Genomic DNA, 21,145 nt, shown 5'->3' with positions numbered 1-21,145 from the left:
CTCTCAAAAGCAGCCGATTCCAGTTTCGGAAACGCGAAGCAAAAATGATCTTCGCGCCTCCCCAACAGGCCGGCCGGCCCACAGTATTAAAATGAAACCACCGCAGCGCACGGGGAGAGCGCGGCGGCGGCCATGCTTTGCCGGGGGATAGATCAGCGCAGCAATTTTCCGTCCGAGTTGATCACGCGCACCTCGCCGAGGTTCAGCGCACGGATCGAGACTTCGATCCGCGAAAGATCGCCCGCGACGATCCAAGTGAACGGCTTGCCCGCCAATATCTCCGCGCCTCCAGCATTCGCTGAATCTAGCGTCACCGCCGCAACTGCCTGCGGGTAGATCGCATAATAATCTTCTGGCAGCTCGTAGGAAATCTGATCTATTACCGCGGCGGCAATGCCATCCGTCTTCGACCAGTCGCTCGATAGCCCAAGCGACATCTTGCCCTTCGCATCGGCAAGCTCGGCAGCCGTTAGCTTGCTGTCCGTGGTCGCGCCATTAAGCAGATTTGCGATCTCGGTCATCGACTCCGACGTCTTGTCGGCTTGGACCGAAGCCCGGGCGGTGTAGATGCGGCTGCCGCGGCCGCCCGTGATGCCCGCACTCGCGCCATAGGCCCAGCCTTTCTCCTCGCGCAGTTTCATGTTAATCCGCGAGGTGAAGCCACCCCCGATCGCCGAGATAAATGCACCGCGCGAGGCATTGTCTCCCTCGACACGCCGCGGCGCAATGACGCTCGCGGTGATGACCGACTGCGGTGCCCCCGGTTTGTCGAGCAGATAGACGACCGGCTTCGCGGCCGGCGGCGTCAGCGGCACGATGCGCTCGGGCAACGGACCGCGCGCCCAGTTGCCAAATACCGCCTCGACCAGCGGGCGCATTTCGGCGAGCGAGGTATCACCCGAGACGACCAGCGTCGCATTGTTCGGCTTGAACCAGCGATAATGAAACGCGCCGAGCTTCGCAGGATCGATCGCCTGGATATCGACCTCGGCCTCGAGCACAGCGTAAGGCGAAGTCGGACCATAGATCAACGACGGAGCGAGACGGGCGGCAGCCTTGGCACCATCCTGCCTCGCCGCTTCCAATCCGGCTAGCGCGCTCGACTTGGCCCGCTCGACATCTGCATCGCGATAGGCCGGATTGAGGACGACATCGGCATAGATGTCCAGGGCGCGCGCGAGCGTCGGCTTCACCGCCGACAGCGACACGACTGAATTCTCCCCGCCGCCGTCGGATAAGACGCTGGCCCCGAGCGCGCCGAGCTGATCGGAGAGCTGCGCGCCAGTCCGCGTTGTTGTGCCTTCGTCCATCAGCCGCGCTGCAAAAGCACCGGTGCCAGGCGTCTCACTTATCCAGTCGGCTGCGATACCCGAATTCACGAGCAGCGACATGTCGACCACCGGAACACCTGTCCGCCGCGCGACGACGAGCTTCAGCCCGTTCGGCAGCTCCGCACGCTCGATCGACGGGAACACCGCCGGGACTGCAGCGGCTGGCTCGGGCATCTTCGAACGATCCGCCCCGACAGGCGCCGGCGACAACTGTCCGAAGGGCAGCATATGTAAGATGTAATCTCCATCGGTCAGCCAGCGCTTGGCCGCGCCCTGCAAATCGGCAGGTGTCGCGGCACGGAAGCGATCCCAGGCCTGCTTCCAACCGTCAGGCGATCGAAGGTAAGTCTCGCTCTCCGCAAGAAGCCCTGCTTTTTCAGCGATGCCCTCATAGCTACGTACGAAACCGACGATGTTCTGCGTACGAACCTTCGCCATCTCCGACGTACTCGGCCCCGACGCGATAACCTTCTTCAATTCCTCGTCGACGATCAACTCAATCCGCGCAAGATCGACGCCGGGTTTGGCCACCACCTCGATCGAAAACTGCCCCCCGATCTCGCGATTATCGACCGATGCCTCGGCCGAAGTCGCAATCTCCTCGTCAATCACGAGACGCTTCATCAACGGACTGGTACGGCTGCCGGCGATGGTCTGCGCGAGAAACTGAAGATAATCGGTGTCCACCGAAGCATGGTCCGAGATATTCCAGACGCGCAGAAACACCGGCAGCGCTGCGCGGACGTAGGCGGTCTCGCGGATCGTCCCGCTCTTTTTCACGACCCAGCTCTGCGGCTGCGACACAGGTGAGCCCGGAGCGATATCCCCGAAATATTTCTCGGCTTTAGCCAGCGCCTCCTCAGACGAAATGTCGCCTGCAAGCACCAGAACCGCATTCGACGGGCCATAATAGTCACGAAACCATTGTTTCACGTCGTCCAACGACGCTGCGTCGAGATCGTCCATAGAGCCGATTACCGAATGACCATAAGGATGATCGGGCGATGCAGTCGCTGCAATCACCAGATCCTGGGCGGCCGAGTAAGGATTATTCTGCCCCTGGCGCTTTTCGTTTTTCACCACCGCGCGCTGCTCGTCGAGCTTCGCTTGGTTGATAGCGCCCAGCAGATGACCCATGCGATCCGATTCAAGCCACAGGATCGAGTCCAGCGCGCCCTTCGGCACCGTCTGATAATAATTGGTACGATCAACGTTTGTCGAGCCATTCTGGTCGGAGGCCCCCAGCTTCTGCGTGGCCTTGAAAAAGTCATCGTTGAAATGCTCGGAGCCGTTGAACATAAGGTGTTCGAACAGATGCGCAAAACCCGACTTACCCCGCGGTTCATTCTTTGAACCCACATGGTACCAGATGTTCACCGCAACGAGCGGAGCCGACTTGTCCTCATGAACGATCAGCGTCAGCCCGTTCTTCAGCACGAACTTCTTGGCTGGCACATCGAAATTCAGCTCAAGAAGCGGATCGGCAGACGCAGCGGCGGCCGGCTTTGACATCGCGGGAAGCGCAAAAACAGACGCCGAGGACAGTAGCCCGACGGCAAACATTTTATAGAACTTCATTTGTGCCCTCCCTGAATTATTCGGTCAAAGACTTGGACGCGCGTGGCCGCCAGATCAGGAACCGATTTCCCAGCGCCTCGACGAGCGGTCGACAAGACACGACGAACGGTCACTAGGCGGCTTGGACAAATTCCGACGCGCTATTGGAGCGGCAACATCGAGTCTGGATAAGAGCGCATCATCCCACTCCAATGCATGGATTATTTCAGGGGGAGATAGAGATCGGTGTTCCGCTGCTGGCCGCATACTTTCGCTCTGGCCGATAATGCGCAGCGTTGCGAGCCGGCGTGCCGAAACCTGGCCCGCTTCGATACCCTCGTCTGCGGGTGCTTTGGCACGATTGGTGGCGGCAGCGAGATCGATCGGGTAGCCTTCGGCCGCAACGCTATCGGGATCGGTGGAGAAGACCGGACAATTCACGTTGGCTGCGACACGTACCCCGCTCGCCTTTCGCCAAGCAAGGAATTGACGGCTTCAACGGCATCAGCAGCAATTTGCGGCAATCACGTTGTTGGGCGTAGCAAAGCGTCGCTCATTCTCCAGCAACGTTTTTTGCCGAAAGCTCATCGACCGTAGCTTTGTACGCGCAAGCGCTTGCTCCGCTCTTGCCTTCGGCAATTCTCTTTGCGCGGTCCGCATGAGCAAAAAACTGGAACAGCTCCTTGCGCTCGGCATCAAGCATCTGTTTCAGCGCCTCACTTTGTTCAAAATCAGCGGATGCGATAAGCCACGATGGCGGCGCGGCGAGATGGAACTTCGCAAAGGCAAGAGCGCGCCGCTGAAGAGCGGATGGCAACGGAAAGGTTACGAGTGGGCCATCCGCACCATAATAGGCACGGAACCCGCCGATCACGGCGATCGGATGCCGCAGCAAATCGCCCCAATGCCGGATTGCGGCGGCGCGCAGGGCTTTTCGCTCCTCGCCGCTCAGCTCGACCGTGAGGTTTTCAGCCAATTCTACAGCGCGCTGCAAATTTTTGAGGCCGAGGAGTGAGGCAGACACCGGATCGTCAGTTCCGATGTTCTCCCACTGCGCCTGTGGCATGACCGGGCTCAACACTGCCGGCGAATAGCGCAGCCAAGGGGAAGTCTTGAGCGCCCGCGCGATGTCAGCGTCGTCCATGCCGCGGCCATAGGCCCAACGGATTTGAAAATAGTCGCTCGGCCCGATAGCCGGAAGCAGCTGCACGGCCTGCACCCGGTCCCTCGGTTGCGCGATATAATTGGCACGGTTGTAGTTCATGATGCTGGGCGAGAAGCCGAACCGATCGAGCCAAAGCTTTGAACGCATGCGCGCGAATGGGTAGTCGATCTTCCCGTAGTTGCCATCGCGAAGGCCGAGCAGATGGCCCATTTCATGCGATGCTAGGACCCGGAACAAATCCTTCTCAATCTCGCGCCGTCCCGCGACGGTGAGTGCGCGGGTATCGTTCGCAGCTGTATAGAGAAAATAATCATACCATTGTGCGCCGTTGGGACCAATGACCACGGCCGCTCTGACGATCTCACCAGATCGCGGATCGACCACCATTTGCCGGACATTACCCGCAGCCCTTGGCCACCACTGAATCGAGCTGTGGGTTTGCGAAAACACCAACCAGTCGACGCCCACCGGCGGATCTGAAACCTCGATCGGTGAGCCTGCACCCGCAGCTTTTAGAGGCCCATTCCAAGCAAGTGTGCCTTCGCGAACCGCCGCCTTGAACGCGGCCGGAATGGCGGGGTCGAGATACAACTTTATCGGCTTGGGTGCCGGCATCGCTCCCGATTGCCCTCCCCGATCCACGTTCCAGATGGTCACCGGTCCCGCATCGGGAAAATCATAGGTGGTGCTCAGCATAGCGGTCTTGAAATAGCCGAAGCGCGGATCGAACGGGTGCGCGCGCATCGGGTCAGCCGGCAGCACTGTGATGAAGACCGGCTCCGCATCTGCGGCCCCGTCGAAGTTGACGGGGACCATGACCGAACGGTCTCCGGACTGCTGAAGCGCCGGTGTCCTCCAATCAGATGAGACCGGCGTGCGGTGACGCGCTGGCGGCACGCTGCGTAGAAGATCGGTGGCGTCGAACCAGCGAGCGGCTGGACCGGGCTTTTCAGCGATGTTGCCGATATAGCCCTCTTGTACCGCCGAAAGCTCGCGCCGATCGCTTCCGATAGCATTTCCAGGATCCAGCCGGCTCGCGAAGAGCCTCCCCTTGTCCGTCGACAATGCAAAATAGGATGTTTCGAAAGCTCCCTCTCGCATGACAGCGATGGCAAGCGGCTCACGTCCCGTAGCGAGCCAGGCTTTCCCCTCGGCTGAAACGCCAATGCAAAGCTGCTGCCCTATGCAGGAAACGCCGGTTGCCCCGCCCGTCTGCGCGCCGGCAGGTACCCCCGCGAGTCCGAGAACAACCATGACCGCCGCCAGCCACTCCGACACGCGGGCGAAGCCTCCGCCGTAACGCCACGCCAGAGCGCCGAGATCGCCGACCCCGGAGCTCTTCCTCAATCTGTTCATGTCAGAAGGAGACCGATGCACCGACGCTGATCATGCGCCCGCCGTAGAAATTCCCGCCGCCGCCATAGACTTTTACGCCGCTTCCACTGCCGAAGGATTGCTCGACGTCGGGCGAACGCTTGCCCTTCAGAAGATCCGATCCCTCGAGCCAAACGCGCGCGGTCCCGCCGGCAATGTCGAATTGATATTGAGCCCGGAAGTCCAAGGTGCTGTCCGCTTCGTCATAGCGGCTCAAATCGAAGGCCGACGTTTGGTTGAGTCGACGCCCCTGCTGCGTAAACGCGAGCGTCGCATCGACCCCATGCTTCGTGTAAGTGAGCGCCGCCGTGCCTGAGTGGCGCGGGTCTCCCGAGAAGGATATGCCGCGAAGGGGAGTGTTGATCCTCTCACCTGTGACGGGATCGAAGTAGTAAAAGCCTGAGATGGTCCGCGAGCTATTGGTGTAGGTGTAGTTGGCATAGACGCCGAGGCCCGATAGCAATCCCGGCAGAAAGCCGAGCTTCTTTTCAAACGCAACTTCGACCCCGTATATTTTGGCCGTTTCATCCGAATTGGAGGGCTGGGTCAGCTCAATATAGGTATTGCCCGGAAGCGGATTGAGGCGTGGGTCGTCCGGCAGGTTCAATTGGTCGGCGTCGGCGATCGACACGATCGTGACCGCAGAATCAGGCGGATTGTTGATATCCTTGTAAAAGCCGGAGACCTTGAATTGCCCGACGTCTTCGAAATACCATTCGGCACCAACATCGAAGGCCCGCGTAAATGACGACTTGAGCGCTGGATTGCCGAGATAGACCGAGACCGTGGGCTGGTTTTGCAGAGGCCCTCCGGTAGGCGCCAGAAATATGTTCAAGATCTGTTGCGACGACAGATTGGCGATCACCGGACGCGCAACGGCCGTTGTGTAGGCTGCACGGAAGAGGAGGTTTTCCTTCGCGCGGTAGGTCAGCGCGAGGCGCGGCAGAAATTTGCTCTGCGTAGCGCCATCGTCATAAAGCGTGCTGAACCGCTCGCCGATATCGGTGATGAAGTTCCCGTCCTCATCGAAGACCTGCGGCGTGTAGAGGTTGCGGGACCCGAGTTTGACCCGGTCGAAACGGACGCCGGCCACTGCAGTCAGTTTTCCGATTTCGAAATTTGCCTGCACATACGCCGCCAAATTCTCTTCCGTCGTAAAGGTCTGCTGGAGCCGAGGATCCTGTGCGCCAAACTTACGAAGGCTCAGACCATTGGGATTGAGGCCTTCCATAAGCGACGGGATGGAAGCCAGGAATGCGCGGGCACTTGCGCTGTCTATCGTGTTGAAGCCTTTCGCAATGCCGAGCGGCGCCAATGCGTTATCGGCGAAATTCAACCCAAGGTCAGCGAGATTGGCGCCGGTGCCCAAGACTTCATATCGATCTGGAGTAACGGATGGCCGCGACTGAAACTTTGCGCGCTCGAAGAAGACGCCTGCGCTGACCGATCGAAGCGGCCCAGTGGAAAATTCATAAGTTGCGTCGAACTTACCGGAATATCGCCGGTTCATCCCTGAATCGCCCGCAAGTGCATAAACATTGAGATAGGGATAGTTCGCAAGATTATTAAAATAGGCAAAGCCTGCATCGTTGAGGAGCGGCAGAGGAAGTCCGCGCCCCTTCATCGGCGCGTAGAGATGAACGACGCGTCCATCGCTTGTCACATTCACCAGCGCTTCCGGAGACAACATTGAGCGAGGCAAACCGTTGAAGTATTCTGTGTCAAGATTCATCGAGCTCGTGAACGGGCTGCGCAGTGAACCGGTCGACATGCCTGCCGAATAGTCGAGTGAAAGGCCGCCAAACTTCGAAGTCCCGCGAAAAGAATATGATGTCGTGAGTTCCTCGACGTCGTCTGCGAAATTGTAAGTTTGCCTTGCAGCCAGAATCGAGCCGGGCGCGAAGTCGGCCAGCAAGTCCTCGGACACCAGCGCGTAGCGCAGTTCGCCGCCGAACTCGTCGATCGGCATCAACTCATAACTGGCCCATGTAGAGGTCGACAGAAAGCTGGAAAACACGTCCCGCTTGTCCGATGCGCGGATGTAATCGAACTTCAGATCCGTATGATCGCCGAGCTTCGCCTGCGCCGACAGGGTGATCGTCAGATTACGGGTCTTGGCTCCATTGTAGGAAGTGGAAACGCTGCCTGGATAAATATCGGATGCCTCCGGTTCGAACGGGAACATCGTCGTTGGCGGAATGAAGGATGTGCGGGGGATTGGTTGGCCGTTAGCATCCAGGGGGAGATATTGGGTCAAATAATCCGCATTCGCCGTATAGCTGAAGCGTTCGATGTCTTGCTTGCGGTATTGTACCGAAGCACTGAGGCCGAATTGCTCGGATGCGCCGAACTTCGCAGAGGCGGTTCCCGACAGAAGGACGCCATCGCGGAAGTCGTTGGCCAAAGCTTCCTTCTGAACCGTGACATTGAAATATCTGCGCGGCCGATCCAGCGGGCCCTTCGTTTCAATCTCTACAAGGCCTCCCGTCCCGGTGCTGTCCTGGCTAGCGAGCAGCGTCTTGTTAATCGTGATCTTCGAGATCGAGTCCGTCAGGATATTTCCGAGACTTGCCGAACGCCCGGTACCCGAGCCTTCCGGTAGCCTCAGGCCGTTAATGGTGACCGTATTGAGATCCGGCGCCATGCCGCGCACGATCACGTTGGCACCATTGCCGGTTATCGGATCCTGGGTGAAGGCGACGCCGGGCGCGCGGCGAAGCGATTCCGAAACGGTGGTGCCGTTAAACTGGCCGAGCAAGTCGGCAGAGAGGACTGTCCGCGTATTGTCAGCAGCGCGTTCTTGATTGAGCGATTGGGCGCGAGCCGAGGTTTGCCCATAAACGACAATCTCGGTAGTCGCACCGCCGCCGAGATAGATATCAGCCGCGTTTGTAACGCCGCTCACAATGGCCACTGTCTCGGACTGTTCCGGAAAACCCAGGTAAGAAATGCGCAGCATCACAACCCCCGCGGGTACGCGCGAAAACCGAAAGTCGCCCAGATCGCCTGTCGAGGTTTTCTCACCGGTCTCGACGATCTCTACAAGGGCCCCTTTCAGCGCGCTTCCGGTGCCATGATCGCGAACGGCGCCGACGAGGATGCCGTTACCCACCGCCTCGGCCGCCTTTGCTCCGCCGTTTCCCGCCTGCACTACAAGACCGCCGCCCGAGCCGCGCGCCATCTTCAAGCCAGAATCCCGAAGCATCTGCTCCAGAGCCTCATCCGCACGCAACCGCCCGCGAACCGCAGCACTGCGTTTGCCCTTCACAAGCGAACCGTTAAATACGATATTCTGCTTGGTCGCCTTCCCCAGTGCCAGCAGTGCATTGCCCATCGATTGCGCCGGGATATCGATCTGAAACTTCGCTTCTTGCGCATAGGCGGCGGTCGGGGCGGCAGTCGCCACCATCGCCACGCTTGCCGTCGCCAGAAGCATTGCCCGCATCAAACTGGTATCCATGCCAACCCCCTTTATGGTGCAAGGCCGATTGTTGACCTTCCAACCTTCCGACGCAGCAGGGGATGGTTTCAGGAGTTGGCGAACGAAAAAATTACCGTTTCGTTACGAACACCACCTCATCGCCGCGCCGCACGGTGCGAAGCGGGAAAATATTGGTCACGTCGGTCACGAAACCTTCGACATTGTCCGAGTTGAAGACTCCGCTGATCTCGACACGGCCAGCTGTGGCATCGCCGATCGCGAACTTGGTTTGCGAATACCGATTCATCCGCTCGACCGCCTGCGCCAGCGGTTCATCGGCGAAGCTGAGCTGCCCCGACTCCCAGCTCCTCGCCGCGGCGGGATCAATTGCCTCAAGCTTGCCAATCCCGTTCGCCGGCAGCGACAGTTCCTGGCCAGGCCGCAAAAGCTGGTCGGCGGCATCAAGCTTCCCGTTCGCGGGTATCACGGCGGGCTTTCGCGTGGCACGGTTGAGGACCGCGACATGCCCTTCGAACAAGGTGACGTTGATCTCGCCATTGAGGATTTCGACGCTGAACGATGTGCCCGTAGCGACGATGAGCTTATCCCGCGCCGCCACGGTGAAGGGCTTCAGCGGATCCTTGGCGACATCGAATTTGGCGCGGCCGGATTTGAGCTCGAGTTCGCGCCGGTCCTTCGAATAGGCGACCGACACCTCAGAAGCCGCATCCATCGACAGCCGCGACCCGTCGTCGAGCATGACGACACGCCGCTCGCCGAGCGCGGTTGCATAAACGACCGCCTGCGCCTGCTGCGCCGGCTGGAAAAAAGCGAAGGTGAAGGCCACGATGATCGAGGCCGCCAGCGCGCCCATTGCGGTTCGTAGCACAAACGGCCGCTGCCACCAAGACAGCACCGGCGCGTCATCCTGACCCGAGAGCGCCGACAGCGCATCCATCCGCATCGCGACCAACTCGGGCGGAGCCGCGCGCCCGTCGAGCGCCCGCCAAATGAAGGTGGCGCGCTCGAAGGCCGCGCGATGCTCGGCATCGGCATCCATCCACCTCTCGAACGCGTCCGCTTCGGCGGGCGACAAGGCGCGCTCGGCGATGATCCGGCACCATTCGCCAGCCTCCTCCGCGATCGGCGAACAGATTTGATCCAGTTCGTTCACGACCGCGTCCCCAGCCGCTCAACCAAAAAGCCCATCGCGCGCCTGACATGCTTCTCGATGGCATTCTCGGAGATACCAAGTCCGACGGCAATCGTCTTCTTCTCCACATTTTCGATGCGATAAAGGATGAAGATGCGACGCGTACGTTCGGGTAGCTCGGCGAGCGCGGCATATAGCTCGCGCAGCATGTCATGCCCTTCGGCCACACGGTGTGGATCGAGAAATTCGATACCAAGCCCTGGCTGCTGCGCGTATTCGATCTTGATGTTCGTCTGCACACGGTGGCGCCGCGACCGATCCCGGAGCAGGTTGGTGGCGACGGAAAAAAGATAGGCTTCGGGCCGCTCGATTTTTTTGAGATCGGCGTCGGCGAGACGCATAAAAACCTCCTGCGTCAAATCTTCCGCTTCGACAGTCGAGTGAACACGGCGCACGAAGAAGGCCACCAACGCCGGCCGGTAAGCCGTGTTGAAAGCATCCAGATCTGTGCGGTTTGCACTCACCGTCTTCGCTTGAACCCCCTCTTCCTGAATTAATAGACGCAGCACCTCCGAGATACAGGAGTGAAGCCGCGAATAAATATTCTGTCCGATCCGGATTTATCCGCGAACAATTTGTCCAAGGAGGACGTGCCCCATGAAAATGATCTGACAAGCGACGGAGCTTCGCGCCGAACGCACACCCTAGTCTAGCCGTTGATTGCCTCCGGCACGACTGCTTTAAAAGCTGTTGCGACCGGTCCCTATTGTCAATTTGCACGGTCTCCGACGGAACCGGGTACGAGCCGTGGCCCCACCGAAAACTAGAGGCGAAGCCCCTAACATCTCAAACCTGCGAAGCGACCTTGGTCACGCAATTGCCAAATAGCTCGGCGATCCTACCACCGCCGAGGTCCGACGCGGTCAGCCCGATCGAGCATAGTCGACGATGAAGGAAGACGGGGAGCTGCAGCCTGAGATGTATTTACCAGACAGCGGGCGGCGAATTCGAGAGCGGTATTGCTGAGTTCCATATGATAGGAAAATCTCGTACTTCTCGAAGTTCAATCGCGATCGTTGGAGGTTCGAGCAGAACCGGATCGAGCTGGCCCGGACTCCTTGCGCAAAATGTCTGGCTCTCGCGCTCCTGCTGCTCGCAGCCGCCCTTTACCATGTACCGTCCAAGGCCTTAAGTGCACTCCCAAACCAGCGTCTTGGGTGAGCCAACTAGGTGTGTCTATCAAGGTCGCTGACGTCGCGCATAAGCTCCGCCGCTAGCTTGGGGCCGCCCTCCATCCGGCGTGACAGAGCATCGACGAAGGCCTCCCATCGCCGCTTCCCGCTGGCCTGCGCGGCCGGCAACGCATCATCAGGCAAGGGCGCTGTGCTCGTGAGCCAGTGCCGGACGAACAGGGCCAGCGCTTCGCCCGACATTTCGCCATGCCATTCGATGCGGTCGAGCTGGCGGCCGATGCGGTCGAGGCGCCGGGTCAGAAGGGCTTCGATCCTTTCCTCCTGATCGGGCGAGAGAAATGAGCGTAATGCAGCCTCCAGCACTTCGGTCCGCGTCAGGCCGCGTCGACGGGCCAAGTCCGTCAGGTCGCGCGAGAGGCCGGCTTCGATCCTGAATGTCTGTTTGACATGCGATCGGATCATAGCTGGATCCCGTCATCGGGATCAAGAGCTGCAGCCCGGGCACCACGCGCCATCCGCCGATCGGCCGCAGCACGGAGCCGGGCTGCATCGGCCTGTGCTCCATCATCGCTGAAATCAAACTCGCCGTTGACGCTGCGCTGCGGCGGCGGCGCGATATCCTCATGGACGGGAAGTTCGGGTTCCTGCCGAATGCCGCCATTGGCCGCGTCATCGCCCTCCGCCGCCTTCGCCTTCGCCTCCACCGGTTGCTGGACCCGGTCGGCCATCCAGTCGTGGGCGGCGGGAAGACCGCGACCGGGTGCGGGCGGCGGAATGACGCGGTCGGCCATGCGCCGGTCGCTATAGTAGCGCGCCTTCTTGGCCCTGATCGGCGCGAGGCCGGCGGCCATGACGATCTCGTCGTCCGGTGGGAACTGCATCACTTCCCCGGGGGTGAGGAGCGGCCGGGCGGTTTCGGTGCGCGACACCATCAAATGGCCGAGCCAGGGAGAAAGCCGATGGCCGGCATAATTCTTCATCGCACGCTGTTCGGTTGCCGTACCGAGCGCATCGGAAATCCGTTTGGCGGTTCGCTCATCGTTCGTCGCGAAACTGACCCGGACGTGGCAATTGTCGAGGATCGCATTGCTCTGGCCATAGGCCTTCTCGATCTGGTTGAGCGACTGGGCGATCAGGAAAGCCTTGATGCCATAGCCCGCCATAAAGGCGAGCGCGCTTTCGAAGAAATCGAGGCGTCCGAGCGCGGGAAATTCGTCGAGCATGAACAGCAGCCGTTGCGATCGCGCCTTGGGATTTAGCTCCTCGGTCAGGCGCCGCCCGATCTGGTTGAGGATCAGGCGCATGAGCGGCTTGGTCCGGCTGATATCGCCGGGCGGCACGACGAGGTATAGCGAGACCGGGCGCTCGCTCCCGATCAGGTCGGCGATGCGCCACTCGGAATGTCCCGTGACCTTGGCAATCACGGGATCGCGGTAGAGACCTAGAAAGGACATGGCGGTCGACAGTACGCCCGACCGCTCATTCTCGCTCTTGTTGAGCAGCTCCTGCGCCGCCGCTGCGACCACCGGGTGAACGCGGTCTCCCAAATGGAGCGTGGTCTTCATCCGGTGCAGCGTGGCCTCGATCTTGCGCTCGGGGTTGGACAGGAAGGCCGCAACGCCGGCGAGGCTCTTTTCCTCCTCGGCGTAGAGGACATGAAGAATGGCACCCACGAGCAGCGCGTGGCTGGTCTTTTCCCAGTGGTTTCGACGCTCGAGGCTTCCTTCGGGATCGACCAGCACGTCGGCGACATTCTGCACGTCGCGCACCTCCCATGCGCCGCGCCGGACTTCGAGGAGCGGATTATAGGCGGCCGATGCGGGATTCGTCGGATCGAAAAGCAGCACCCGGCCATGTAGCGCGCGAAAGCCCGCGGTGAGATGCCAGTTCTCGCCCTTGATGTCGTGAACGATGCAGCTCCCCGGCCAGGTCAGCAGGGTCGGCACCACGAGGCCGACGCCCTTTCCTGATCGGGTCGGCGCGAAGCAGAGGACATGCTCGGCGCCATCGTGGCGCAGATAGGTTCCGGCCATGCGCCCGAGAATGACGCCATCAGGCCCGAGCATGTTCGCGGCCCGTATCTCTCGCTCTTGCGCCCAGCGCGCCGATCCGTAGGTCTCGGCCCGTTGGCGCTCGCGCGCACGCCACACCGACATGCTGATCGCGACGACAACCGACAGCAGCCCGCCCGACGCGGCGATCGCGGCACCACGGTAGAAGATCGGCGGCGCATAGGCGTCGAAGGCAAACCACCACCAGAAGAAGGCGGGCGGCGGATAGACGGGATAATCACCGATGCGGAACCAGGGGGCGCCGAGCGCCGCCTGAAATCCGAGCGCTTCCGCAGTCGATTGAGTCGCGGTCCAGACTGCCGCGAGGACGATCAGCAGCACCGCGAAGATCTGACCCCATAATATCCTGTCGCTCATCGTTCATCCTTTCTCAGATTGCGATCCCGCGATTTCGGCCAAGGCTCCAGTCGATGCCGCCCGCGGTGGCGGTGCCGGTGACATGCTGCCCGAGGTGTCGGTCGAGCGCCGGGCGCCAGGGCACGAGCTGAAAGCCTAGCCCGTCGTCGATCATCGCAAAGCGCCCAGAGGCGAGCGGCACGCGCTCGCGGTAGGTCCCGCTCACCGCGTCGCCGCTGGCCGGCGGGCGATGCGCGAGCCCGGTGCGTGCCGCGATGGCTTCGCAAGCCGCCTCGAGGTCGCGCCGCTTCAGCGTTTCGATGAGATCGGGCGCCAGTACGAGCTTGCCGTTCTGACGGCTCGCGAGGCCTTCGCTGGCGAGAAACTCGGCGCGCGCGGCCATGGCGCGGCGAACATCGATCCCGAAGCCAGTAGTTGCTGCCGTGGGCCTCGCCGCGACCAGTTCGCGGTCGAGCCAGGTTGCACCGCGCGCGGATATCTGGTCGGCGACCCCAAGGTCCGATCGCAGGGCGAGCGAGAGATGCTCGCCGCCGTCGCGTCCTTCCCAGCGGCGCAGCTCAACGATCGCGCCCGGCTTCGCGTCCCCGGTCCATTGGAGATCGGAGAATTTGATGCGATGGGTCCGTCCATCAGTCCCGTCGACAATGGCGAAGGCCGAGCCAGCAAGCTCGTCGTCGAGGCCGCGTGCGACCAGCCGCCCGACGAGGCCCGATCGCTCCCCCTCGCCGTGAAGGGCGAGCGTGGAGACGTCGAAGGACAGGCCCTGCATGCGCATGGCGCGGTGGACGCCCTTGATGATGTCGCCGCGTTCGCCGAGGTCGCGCAATATGGTTTCGGCGCGCGGATCGAGTTCGAATATGCCGGGTCCAAGGCGCGTCGCGAGCCCAAGCGCCTCAAGCTTCGCCGCACGTCCGATAAGATGCCGGTCGCGGCCGGACGGCGCGTTCGGGTCTGGGCGAAGATCGACGATCCCGGTTTCGCCGCCACGTTCGCGCAGCCGCTTGTCGAGCCCGGTCCAACGCTCCGCGCCCGCCTCCCGCGCCAAACTGGCGTCGATCTCCCGTTCGTTTCGCGGACCGAGTTCGAGAGTGGCGATCTCCGACGCCCGTCCGCGCACGCCTTCCGACATATAGGCGCGGTCGACGACCAGGTCGCTTCCGTCCTCGGCGACGCCGCGCACGAGTATATGGATATGCGGATTGTCGGTGTTCCAGTGATCGACGGCCACCCAGTCGAGCCGGGTCTCGAGATCCTTCTCCATCTGGCTCATGAGATCGCGGGTGAAGGTACGAAGATCCTGTAGCTGCTCGGCGTCCTCGGGGCTGACGATGAAGCGGAAATGATGGCGGTCGTCGGCGCAGCGATCGGCGAAGGCCTCGCGGTCGGCGGCGTCTCCAGACGCATCGAACATCATGGCATCGCGTCCATTGCGGGTGACGCCGTCGCGTTCGAGATAAGCGATATGCCGTGCGAGAGGAGCGGAGCGAAACTGCGCGCCCTTGTGCCGGACGATGCGCGCCATGACCGTCACGCGGCGCTGCGCGGGACCCCGCCGCATCGTCGCAAGCGCGGCACGGCCGCGGCCATGCCGACCGGTCCCGCTGCGACCGCCGCCGCCCCGACGGGAGCGGGTGTAACCCGAGCGAGCGGCTGCCTTGCGCACCTGCGCCGCGAGCCTCTTCCCGCGCCGCGCCGATCCCGAACCAGCGTCGCGTCCTCTTCCCGGCCGCGCCCGAAAATCATGCTCGTCGCCGCTCACGGCGCCGGTGCCATATCGTAAGCGCTTGTTCTGCCTCGGAAATCCCGAGATCGATATGGCAGCCGGAGGGGGGTGCCATACGCATAAAGCGCTGTAATCCAACCACAATCTTCCAGCGAGCTGGCAGGTCTTTTATCTTGCCGTCCTATTTGGCTCCCGTTTTCTGCAAGATTTCGCCATTTCCATCTCTCCTTCATAGCAAGTAATCGGGCACTATTCGACGCGGGCTTTCGAACGTCTGCGAAGTGGTTGAGGTTTGATACGCCGTGCAGTCCTCCGGGCTCATCGACGGCGTGTTCGATCCGCATCTGAGCGGCGCGCGAACCGTCGCGGCACATGTCGCTATCGGATTTACGGGGCAACTTCACAGGCAATCGCGCGTGGTCCGCTGTGCGCGGCCACAGGCAAGATATCGTGCTTCCCGTTTCCTTGGTCTGTATCATTCCTCTGCCGCTCGCGCGGACCTCCTTGAGCTCGTGAGCCGTCAACCGGCTGTCGATATGGCCGTGTTTGTCATGAGTTCGCGCGACTTAGCCGCCGCCGTTTCGCCGCATTCATGGTATCGATATCGTCCGCCGACGCGTTCGGATCGCCGACATAGAAGGTGCCGTCGCGCCACATCGCGTGCATGACGACGGCGAGCTTGCGGGCAACGGCGACACGCGCTTTCGCGTGACACTTCGTCTTCGCGAGCTTCAGACCCCAGGTCTTGATCATGTCGCTGCCCTTGAACCGGGTGAGCATCGCCGACGCCGCCTCGTAGAGCGCGCGGCGCACATCGGGATCGCCCGCCTTGCTGATGCGACCGTGCACATCGATCGACGTGCCCGACTGCCACCGCTTTGCCGTCAACCCGAAGTAGGCCGCGACATTGCGCGATCGACGGAAGCGATGCGGGTCGTCGATCGCACTGCTGAAGCTCAGCGCCGTCACCGGACCGACGCCGGGGATCGCCATGAAGCGCCGGCAAAGCTCGTCGCGCATGGCGAGCTGCACGACGAGCTTGTGCAGCGTCAGATACTCAGCCCACAGCGCAGCGCGCGCCCGAAGCATGCAGTCCATCAGCCCAGCGGTCATCGCGTCGTCCGCGACGGCCTGGCGCACGGCCTTCTCCATGGCGCCGCGACCGACCTTGCCGAGCCGGATCCCGAACACCTTCAGCGAGTGGCGGATCGCATTTTCGAGGTCGAGGAACTTGCGTTTGAGATTCCGCCGCTGAACAAGCAGCAGCCTGATCCGGTAGCAGCCATCCGTCTTGATATGCGCCTGACGGAACCAGCCGGTCCGCATGATATGAGCGATGCCGAGTGCATCATTCGCGTCGGTCTTGTTGCGCTGCGCCGCCAGCGCCGCGCGTACATGACGCGTTTCGAGGCAGACCGCTGGAACACCTTCCGCCAGTAGCTCGGTGTGCAGCCACGGCGACAGCGATCCCGCCTCATGGCCGACGCGGCGCATGCGATCCGCATAGGGTCGCAGCGCCTCAGCGATCGCAGCCGGATCGGTTTCCACAGCGGTTTCGAACGCGACTTTCCCGTCGTCGCCGACAACGCAGATTGCCGTTTCGTCGACCGAGACATCAAGGCCGGTAAAATATTCCATCACACGACTCCTTCGCTTCCGTTTGACCGGAGCGAGGGTCGCGCCGCTGGCGTCCGCAGCGCAAGGTTTCTCATCGGGCGCAGCCGCCGTGCTGATCGGAAGCAACGCCAAGTCCTCGCCAAATACGGCGGCAATCCCCCCGAACCCCTTCTGAACGCCAAGCAGTGCCTATCCATGGACCCGCGCACTCCAGCAAATATCGCGAGGACGACCATCACCGATTGTCCCCGGAAAGCGGGACGAAGAGGGGCGAGGGAGCAGGCGCGGAATGCGACGGCCCAGCAGCCGCGGCGTCGCCGCGCTGCACCGAAGTTGCAGCCGGCGTGTCCGTTCGCTGCTCGGCGAAGAGCGACGCGCTGCGCCAGCTCGGCGGTTCGGCCGTCCGCGCCATCGCAGCTGACGGAGCAGCCGGCGCACCGAGCGCGGGCGCGATGGCTGCCACATAGGCGACCGTCTCGGCGGGCAAGCCGCGCCGCCCCGCTGCATAGGCGTCGGCGCGGCCGGGGCCCGCATTGTAAGCAGCCAACATGAGGCGAACGTCGCGATATCGGTCCCACATCGCGCGCAGATAGGCCGCGCCCGCGAGGATGTTGGCGCGCACGTCGAAGGGGTCGGACCCGAGACGGTGCTGCGCCGTCAGCATCGCCCAGGTTGCGGGCATGATCTGCATCAGCCCCATTGCACCGGCATGCGAGAGCGCCCGCGGCTTGCCGCGGCTCTCGACATGCATCACGCGCCATATCCAGACCTCCGGAACGCCGAAGCGTTGCGACGCCTCCGCCACATGGGCGGCATAGGGGTGGGCCGCGGCCGTCGGCGCTTCCGCCGGTGCCGCGCCCCATGCCCGGTCCGGGGCGGCGCTCGCCGAGCAGAGCAGCAGCAAGGCGAGGCGCACGGCGCGGACGCGCGCCGAGCGAGCCGGATGCATGATGCTCACGCTTGTTCGCGTGGGACGGGACGCGTCCAGAGGAGATGATATTCATCCTCGTTCTGCGTCGACCGGAGCAGATTGGCGCGCAGCGGAACCGCGAGCGCCGGATCGTCTATCTGCAGGGCGATATAAGATCCGGCGCGCTCGCTGCGGCGTTCCCATCCGGCGCCGATCTCGACGCCGGTGTCGGCTTCAACGAGCAGGACGCGCCAGGCCGGTGCATTTTCCGCGTCGTTCGGCTTCGCCGGAACGATCGCGATCATCGCATCGAGGAGCAGCGTCCGGATCTGTCCGGCATAGCCGTCGCCAGCGGTTTGAAAGCTTCCGATAATCATGAGGACATATCCTTTCCTTCGGGGGTTAATGCGGAGCGATCGGCGTCACGGCGCCAGCGCAGCGGCGCGCCGGGCGCATCGCGCACGAGCAGCGGGTGCGCGACGCCGACGACGCCGGTGTCGGGGAGCGGTCCGAAATATCGGCCGTCGAGACTGTCGGGCGCGGGGTTGAGGAGGAACAGTTCGCCGACGCGCAGGCGGTAGCAGCCGAACCAGCGCGGCAGCGGCCGCCCGAAGCGGTCGGCGTCCCGCGCGCGTGCTGCCGGCGCGCCGTCGATCGTCACGAAGGTGCCGCTGCGGCAGACGAGCGCGCCTTCGCCGGCAGCGACATGCTTCAGGAGCGGCACGCCGCGCGGCACATAGCCGCGCACCGCGAGACGCGCCGCGACCGCCTCGGGCGGGTGGAAGAGGATGAGGTCGCCGACTGCGGGCTCGGCGCCGACATCGACGCGGTAGAAGCCGATCGGGACGCTCGGGCTCGCGTTCCAGATGAGGCGCGGTTGCGGCGCGAGCGCTGCCGCCGCGACGAACAGCGCCGCGAAGAGCGTAGCGCTCGCCGCGGTCGCGCGCAGCCAGCGGCGGTTCATGGCGCGATCGCCTTGCGCTGGAGCCAGGCCCGGTGCCGCTCCGGACCATAGGGCCGGAACGGCAGGCCGGCAGCGATATGGCTGCCGATGTGGCGCCAATGATCCGGCGCCGTCTCGCACGGATCGAGCCCCGCGGCCTCGATCGCATCGATCGCCGAGAGCACCTGCTGAACCCTCGGCCAACCGTCGACGCGGAGCAGGATGTCGCCGCCGGGGCGCACGTAAGGATGCGTCGCGAAGGGGGCGCGCGCCGCGGGCGCCGCGATGACCGAGATGCTTGAGAAGATGGTGCCGAAGTCGTTCGCGCTCCAGCGGACGAAGCCGAAGACGGCCTCGGGCCGGAAGGAGACGATCCGCGTCCGGCGGCTGACGATGCGCTCGGCGGCGACGCGGCCGAAGCGCAGCCAATGCTCGAGCCGCTGCTCGATCCAGGTCAGTTCAAGGTCGGTGAGACCGCTCGCGGTCGCCGCGACCGGCTGCACGCCGAGAGCGGGCGGGATGCTGGGGGCGGGGCGCATCAGCGGCGGACCGGGCGCGCGGGATGGACGACGCCCTTGCCGGGATCGGACGTCGACTTCTTGCGGCCGATCTCGGCCCAGGCGTCGAGATCAGCGATCGCGTAGACGATCCGCCCGCCGAGCTTGCGGTATTCGGGACCCGTTCCGAAGCAGCGATGTTTTTCGAGCGTCCGGCTCGACAGGCCGAGGTGCAGCGCAGCGTCGGGCGTCTTGAGGTAGCGCGGCGAAATGGGGGTATGCATGTCGCTCAAAAGGGGCCTCCGTTCGCAGCGCCGGGTCCCGTGGCGGGCTCCGGCGGAGAGGCGGCGACATTCGGAAATCGGGATGCGGTTTAGGAACGGACAAAGTGACGACGCGCGGAATGTCCCGATCAGGCGGAGCCGAGCAGCTGCTGATAGCCGCCGTCGCGCATCGCGACCGCGGCGCGGTGCCAGCGCGCGATGCGACGGCGCTCGCTCGATCCGTCCCAGTCGGCGGCCGAGAAATCCTGGGCGTCGTCGAGGATGAGGGCGGCGGCGATGTCACGCGCCGAACGCCCCTCGGCGGAGGCGTCGAGGAGCCGCAGCCACTGGATGAGACGCCAGCGCTCGGATGGTCCGGGGGCGCCTCCCCGCAGGAAGCGGTGCGTCGTGACGCCCGCCGAGAAGCGGCGCTGTACGGCGAGGCTCACGGCCATCCGCAGCTCGCTGTGCGGGTCGGCCGGGTTTACATAGGCGAGCCGTTCATCGGCGAGGAAGCGGCGAAGCCAGAGGCGGAAGCGCCGTCCGTCGGCCACGAACACGAGATGCCACTCGCCTGGCAGGATGATCTCGGAGGCGATTTCCGCAGAGGCGATGAGCTCGGCGAGCCGCGGCGCGGCAAAGCCGTCGGGAGCCGGTTCGGCGATGGCGACATGCGCGCAGGCCTCGGGCTGCCAGAGCGCGGGGGATTCAGTGACGGATCGGTCAGGGTCCAGGGCGAAAGACCAACCCCCATCGTCGTGCGAGCCCAGCGAGGCGCGCGGTGCGCCGCCGCGTCGGCGCCAACGCCGCCGAACGATAGGCGCGGCGATAGGCCGGGCTTCGGCGCAGGAACTCCTGCGCGAAATCGGCGCGATCATATGTTTCGAATATTCTCGGAAAATATGGCGATTGCCAATCGACGACCTGATCCATTCGCACCTCCGGCTGATCTTCAGGAATGAAAGCAAAGCCTATCAGCAGCTTGCCCGCATCTGCTGGAACATGGTTAGCGGCATGCAAAGGATCATCGTAACGCATTGCGGCGGAGAATCCCCGCGTGAAAAGCCTCAAAATGAGAGTATCGCCGCCCGGCTTGCGGCCGGGCGGCGTGCTCGATCAGTCCCGCCGCTGGGGACGGGTCCAGACGAGGTCATAGTCGCCGTCGCTTCCTTCGAAGAGCTGCGCGAAGAAGGGCGCGGTGAAGCTCGGGTCGTCGAACTTGGTCGAGAGATAGGTGCGGTCGTCCTGGCTGGTCTTCTCCCAGGCTGCGCCCACCTCGACGTCGCCGACATAGATGCGGTGGGTCGGAGCACTGGGTTTGGGATTGTCCTCGGGGACGATGCGAACCGCGTCGACCGAGAGGGCGAGGCTCGCGATTGCGCCCCGATATTCGCCCTTCGCTTTCTTGAAGGTTCCGATCTTGGCCATCTTGAAGTCCTTTCCTTGCTTTCGAGCCGCAGGATCGCGGTCTCGATGCGCATCGGTGGCCGGAAAGGAGGCCGCGCCGCAGCCGCAGGCCCGGAGCGCATGCGGAGGACGGCAGCGCAGCGATTTTCTTGGTCCGCGAGG

Annotated in this window: 17 protein-coding genes; all 17 read right to left on the bottom strand. The window is 63.0% G+C overall.

From position 1 onward, the window contains the following. Nucleotides 1-152 precede the first annotated feature (152 nt). Nucleotides 153-2,909 carry a M16 family metallopeptidase gene (locus ACSYDV_RS15370; protein WP_438324676.1) on the bottom strand — a complete coding sequence of 919 codons (2,757 nt, stop codon included), beginning with the start codon at nucleotides 2,907-2,909 and terminating at the stop codon, nucleotides 153-155. Nucleotides 2,910-3,441: 532 nt separating this feature from the next. Continuing rightward, the gene (locus tag ACSYDV_RS15365; protein ID WP_438324675.1) at nucleotides 3,442-5,307 is read right to left on the bottom strand and encodes a zinc-dependent metalloprotease; all 1,866 of its coding nucleotides are present in this window, start codon (nucleotides 5,305-5,307) and stop codon (nucleotides 3,442-3,444) included. Between the two features lie 103 nt (nucleotides 5,308-5,410). Beyond that, nucleotides 5,411-8,887 carry a TonB-dependent receptor gene (locus tag ACSYDV_RS15360; protein ID WP_438324674.1) on the bottom strand — a complete coding sequence of 1,159 codons (3,477 nt, stop codon included), beginning with the start codon at nucleotides 8,885-8,887 and terminating at the stop codon, nucleotides 5,411-5,413. 91 nt (nucleotides 8,888-8,978) lie between these two features. Next, on the bottom strand, nucleotides 8,979-10,022 hold the full coding sequence (locus tag ACSYDV_RS15355) for a FecR family protein (protein ID WP_438324673.1): 1,044 nt from the start codon (nucleotides 10,020-10,022) through the stop codon (nucleotides 8,979-8,981). Next, nucleotides 10,019-10,525, bottom strand: coding sequence for an RNA polymerase sigma factor (locus ACSYDV_RS15350; RefSeq protein ID WP_438324672.1), 507 nt, complete (start codon nucleotides 10,523-10,525; stop codon nucleotides 10,019-10,021). Before ACSYDV_RS15350 ends, ACSYDV_RS15355 begins: the two co-directional genes overlap by 4 nt. A 702-nt stretch (nucleotides 10,526-11,227) precedes the next feature. Then, nucleotides 11,228-11,656, bottom strand: a complete 429-nt coding sequence (locus ACSYDV_RS15345; protein ID WP_438324671.1) for a CopG family transcriptional regulator — start codon at nucleotides 11,654-11,656, stop codon at nucleotides 11,228-11,230. Next, a complete protein-coding gene (locus ACSYDV_RS15340) occupies nucleotides 11,653-13,623 on the bottom strand; it encodes a conjugal transfer protein TraG (protein WP_438324670.1) in 1,971 nt (656 codons plus the stop codon). Before ACSYDV_RS15340 ends, ACSYDV_RS15345 begins: the two co-directional genes overlap by 4 nt. A gap of 13 nt (nucleotides 13,624-13,636) precedes the next feature. Then, nucleotides 13,637-15,382, bottom strand: a complete 1,746-nt coding sequence (locus tag ACSYDV_RS15335) for a relaxase/mobilization nuclease domain-containing protein (RefSeq protein WP_438324669.1) — start codon at nucleotides 15,380-15,382, stop codon at nucleotides 13,637-13,639. A gap of 513 nt (nucleotides 15,383-15,895) precedes the next feature. After that, complete coding sequence (locus ACSYDV_RS15330) at nucleotides 15,896-16,984, bottom strand: IS110 family RNA-guided transposase (protein WP_438324668.1); 1,089 nt, start codon at nucleotides 16,982-16,984, stop codon at nucleotides 15,896-15,898. A 214-nt stretch (nucleotides 16,985-17,198) separates the two neighbouring features. Continuing rightward, entirely contained in the window at nucleotides 17,199-17,912 is a 714-nt protein-coding gene (locus tag ACSYDV_RS15325) for a lytic transglycosylase domain-containing protein (protein ID WP_438324818.1), read from the bottom strand. A 5-nt stretch (nucleotides 17,913-17,917) separates the two neighbouring features. Continuing rightward, nucleotides 17,918-18,250 carry a DUF736 domain-containing protein gene (locus ACSYDV_RS15320; protein WP_039579016.1) on the bottom strand — a complete coding sequence of 111 codons (333 nt, stop codon included), beginning with the start codon at nucleotides 18,248-18,250 and terminating at the stop codon, nucleotides 17,918-17,920. Then, nucleotides 18,247-18,837, bottom strand: a complete 591-nt coding sequence (locus ACSYDV_RS15315; RefSeq protein WP_438324667.1) for a S26 family signal peptidase — start codon at nucleotides 18,835-18,837, stop codon at nucleotides 18,247-18,249. The genes ACSYDV_RS15320 and ACSYDV_RS15315 overlap by 4 nt, the downstream gene beginning before the upstream one ends. Further along, nucleotides 18,834-19,355: a DUF2840 domain-containing protein gene (locus ACSYDV_RS15310; protein WP_438324666.1), complete on the bottom strand. Its 522-nt coding sequence runs from the start codon at nucleotides 19,353-19,355 to the stop codon at nucleotides 18,834-18,836. The genes ACSYDV_RS15315 and ACSYDV_RS15310 overlap by 4 nt, the downstream gene beginning before the upstream one ends. Continuing rightward, nucleotides 19,355-19,597 (bottom strand): helix-turn-helix transcriptional regulator, encoded by a 243-nt coding sequence (locus tag ACSYDV_RS15305; protein ID WP_037553423.1) that lies wholly within the window; start codon nucleotides 19,595-19,597, stop codon nucleotides 19,355-19,357. Before ACSYDV_RS15305 ends, ACSYDV_RS15310 begins: the two co-directional genes overlap by 1 nt. A 128-nt stretch (nucleotides 19,598-19,725) precedes the next feature. Continuing rightward, nucleotides 19,726-20,130, bottom strand: coding sequence for a DUF2285 domain-containing protein (locus ACSYDV_RS15300; RefSeq protein ID WP_438324817.1), 405 nt, complete (start codon nucleotides 20,128-20,130; stop codon nucleotides 19,726-19,728). Between the two features lie 169 nt (nucleotides 20,131-20,299). After that, nucleotides 20,300-20,509 carry a transcriptional regulator domain-containing protein gene (locus tag ACSYDV_RS15295; RefSeq protein WP_082396360.1) on the bottom strand — a complete coding sequence of 70 codons (210 nt, stop codon included), beginning with the start codon at nucleotides 20,507-20,509 and terminating at the stop codon, nucleotides 20,300-20,302. A gap of 183 nt (nucleotides 20,510-20,692) precedes the next feature. Beyond that, entirely contained in the window at nucleotides 20,693-21,004 is a 312-nt protein-coding gene (locus ACSYDV_RS15290; RefSeq protein ID WP_058802367.1) for a DUF736 domain-containing protein, read from the bottom strand. Nucleotides 21,005-21,145: the final 141 nt, after the last annotated feature.

This window comes from Sphingopyxis selenitireducens, assembly GCF_051550705.1.
In the GTDB taxonomy this organism is placed as follows: Bacteria; Pseudomonadota; Alphaproteobacteria; order Sphingomonadales; family Sphingomonadaceae; genus Sphingopyxis.
Note: the sequence above shows the minus strand (reverse complement) of the source record. Positions and strands in the feature narration are given on the sequence as shown.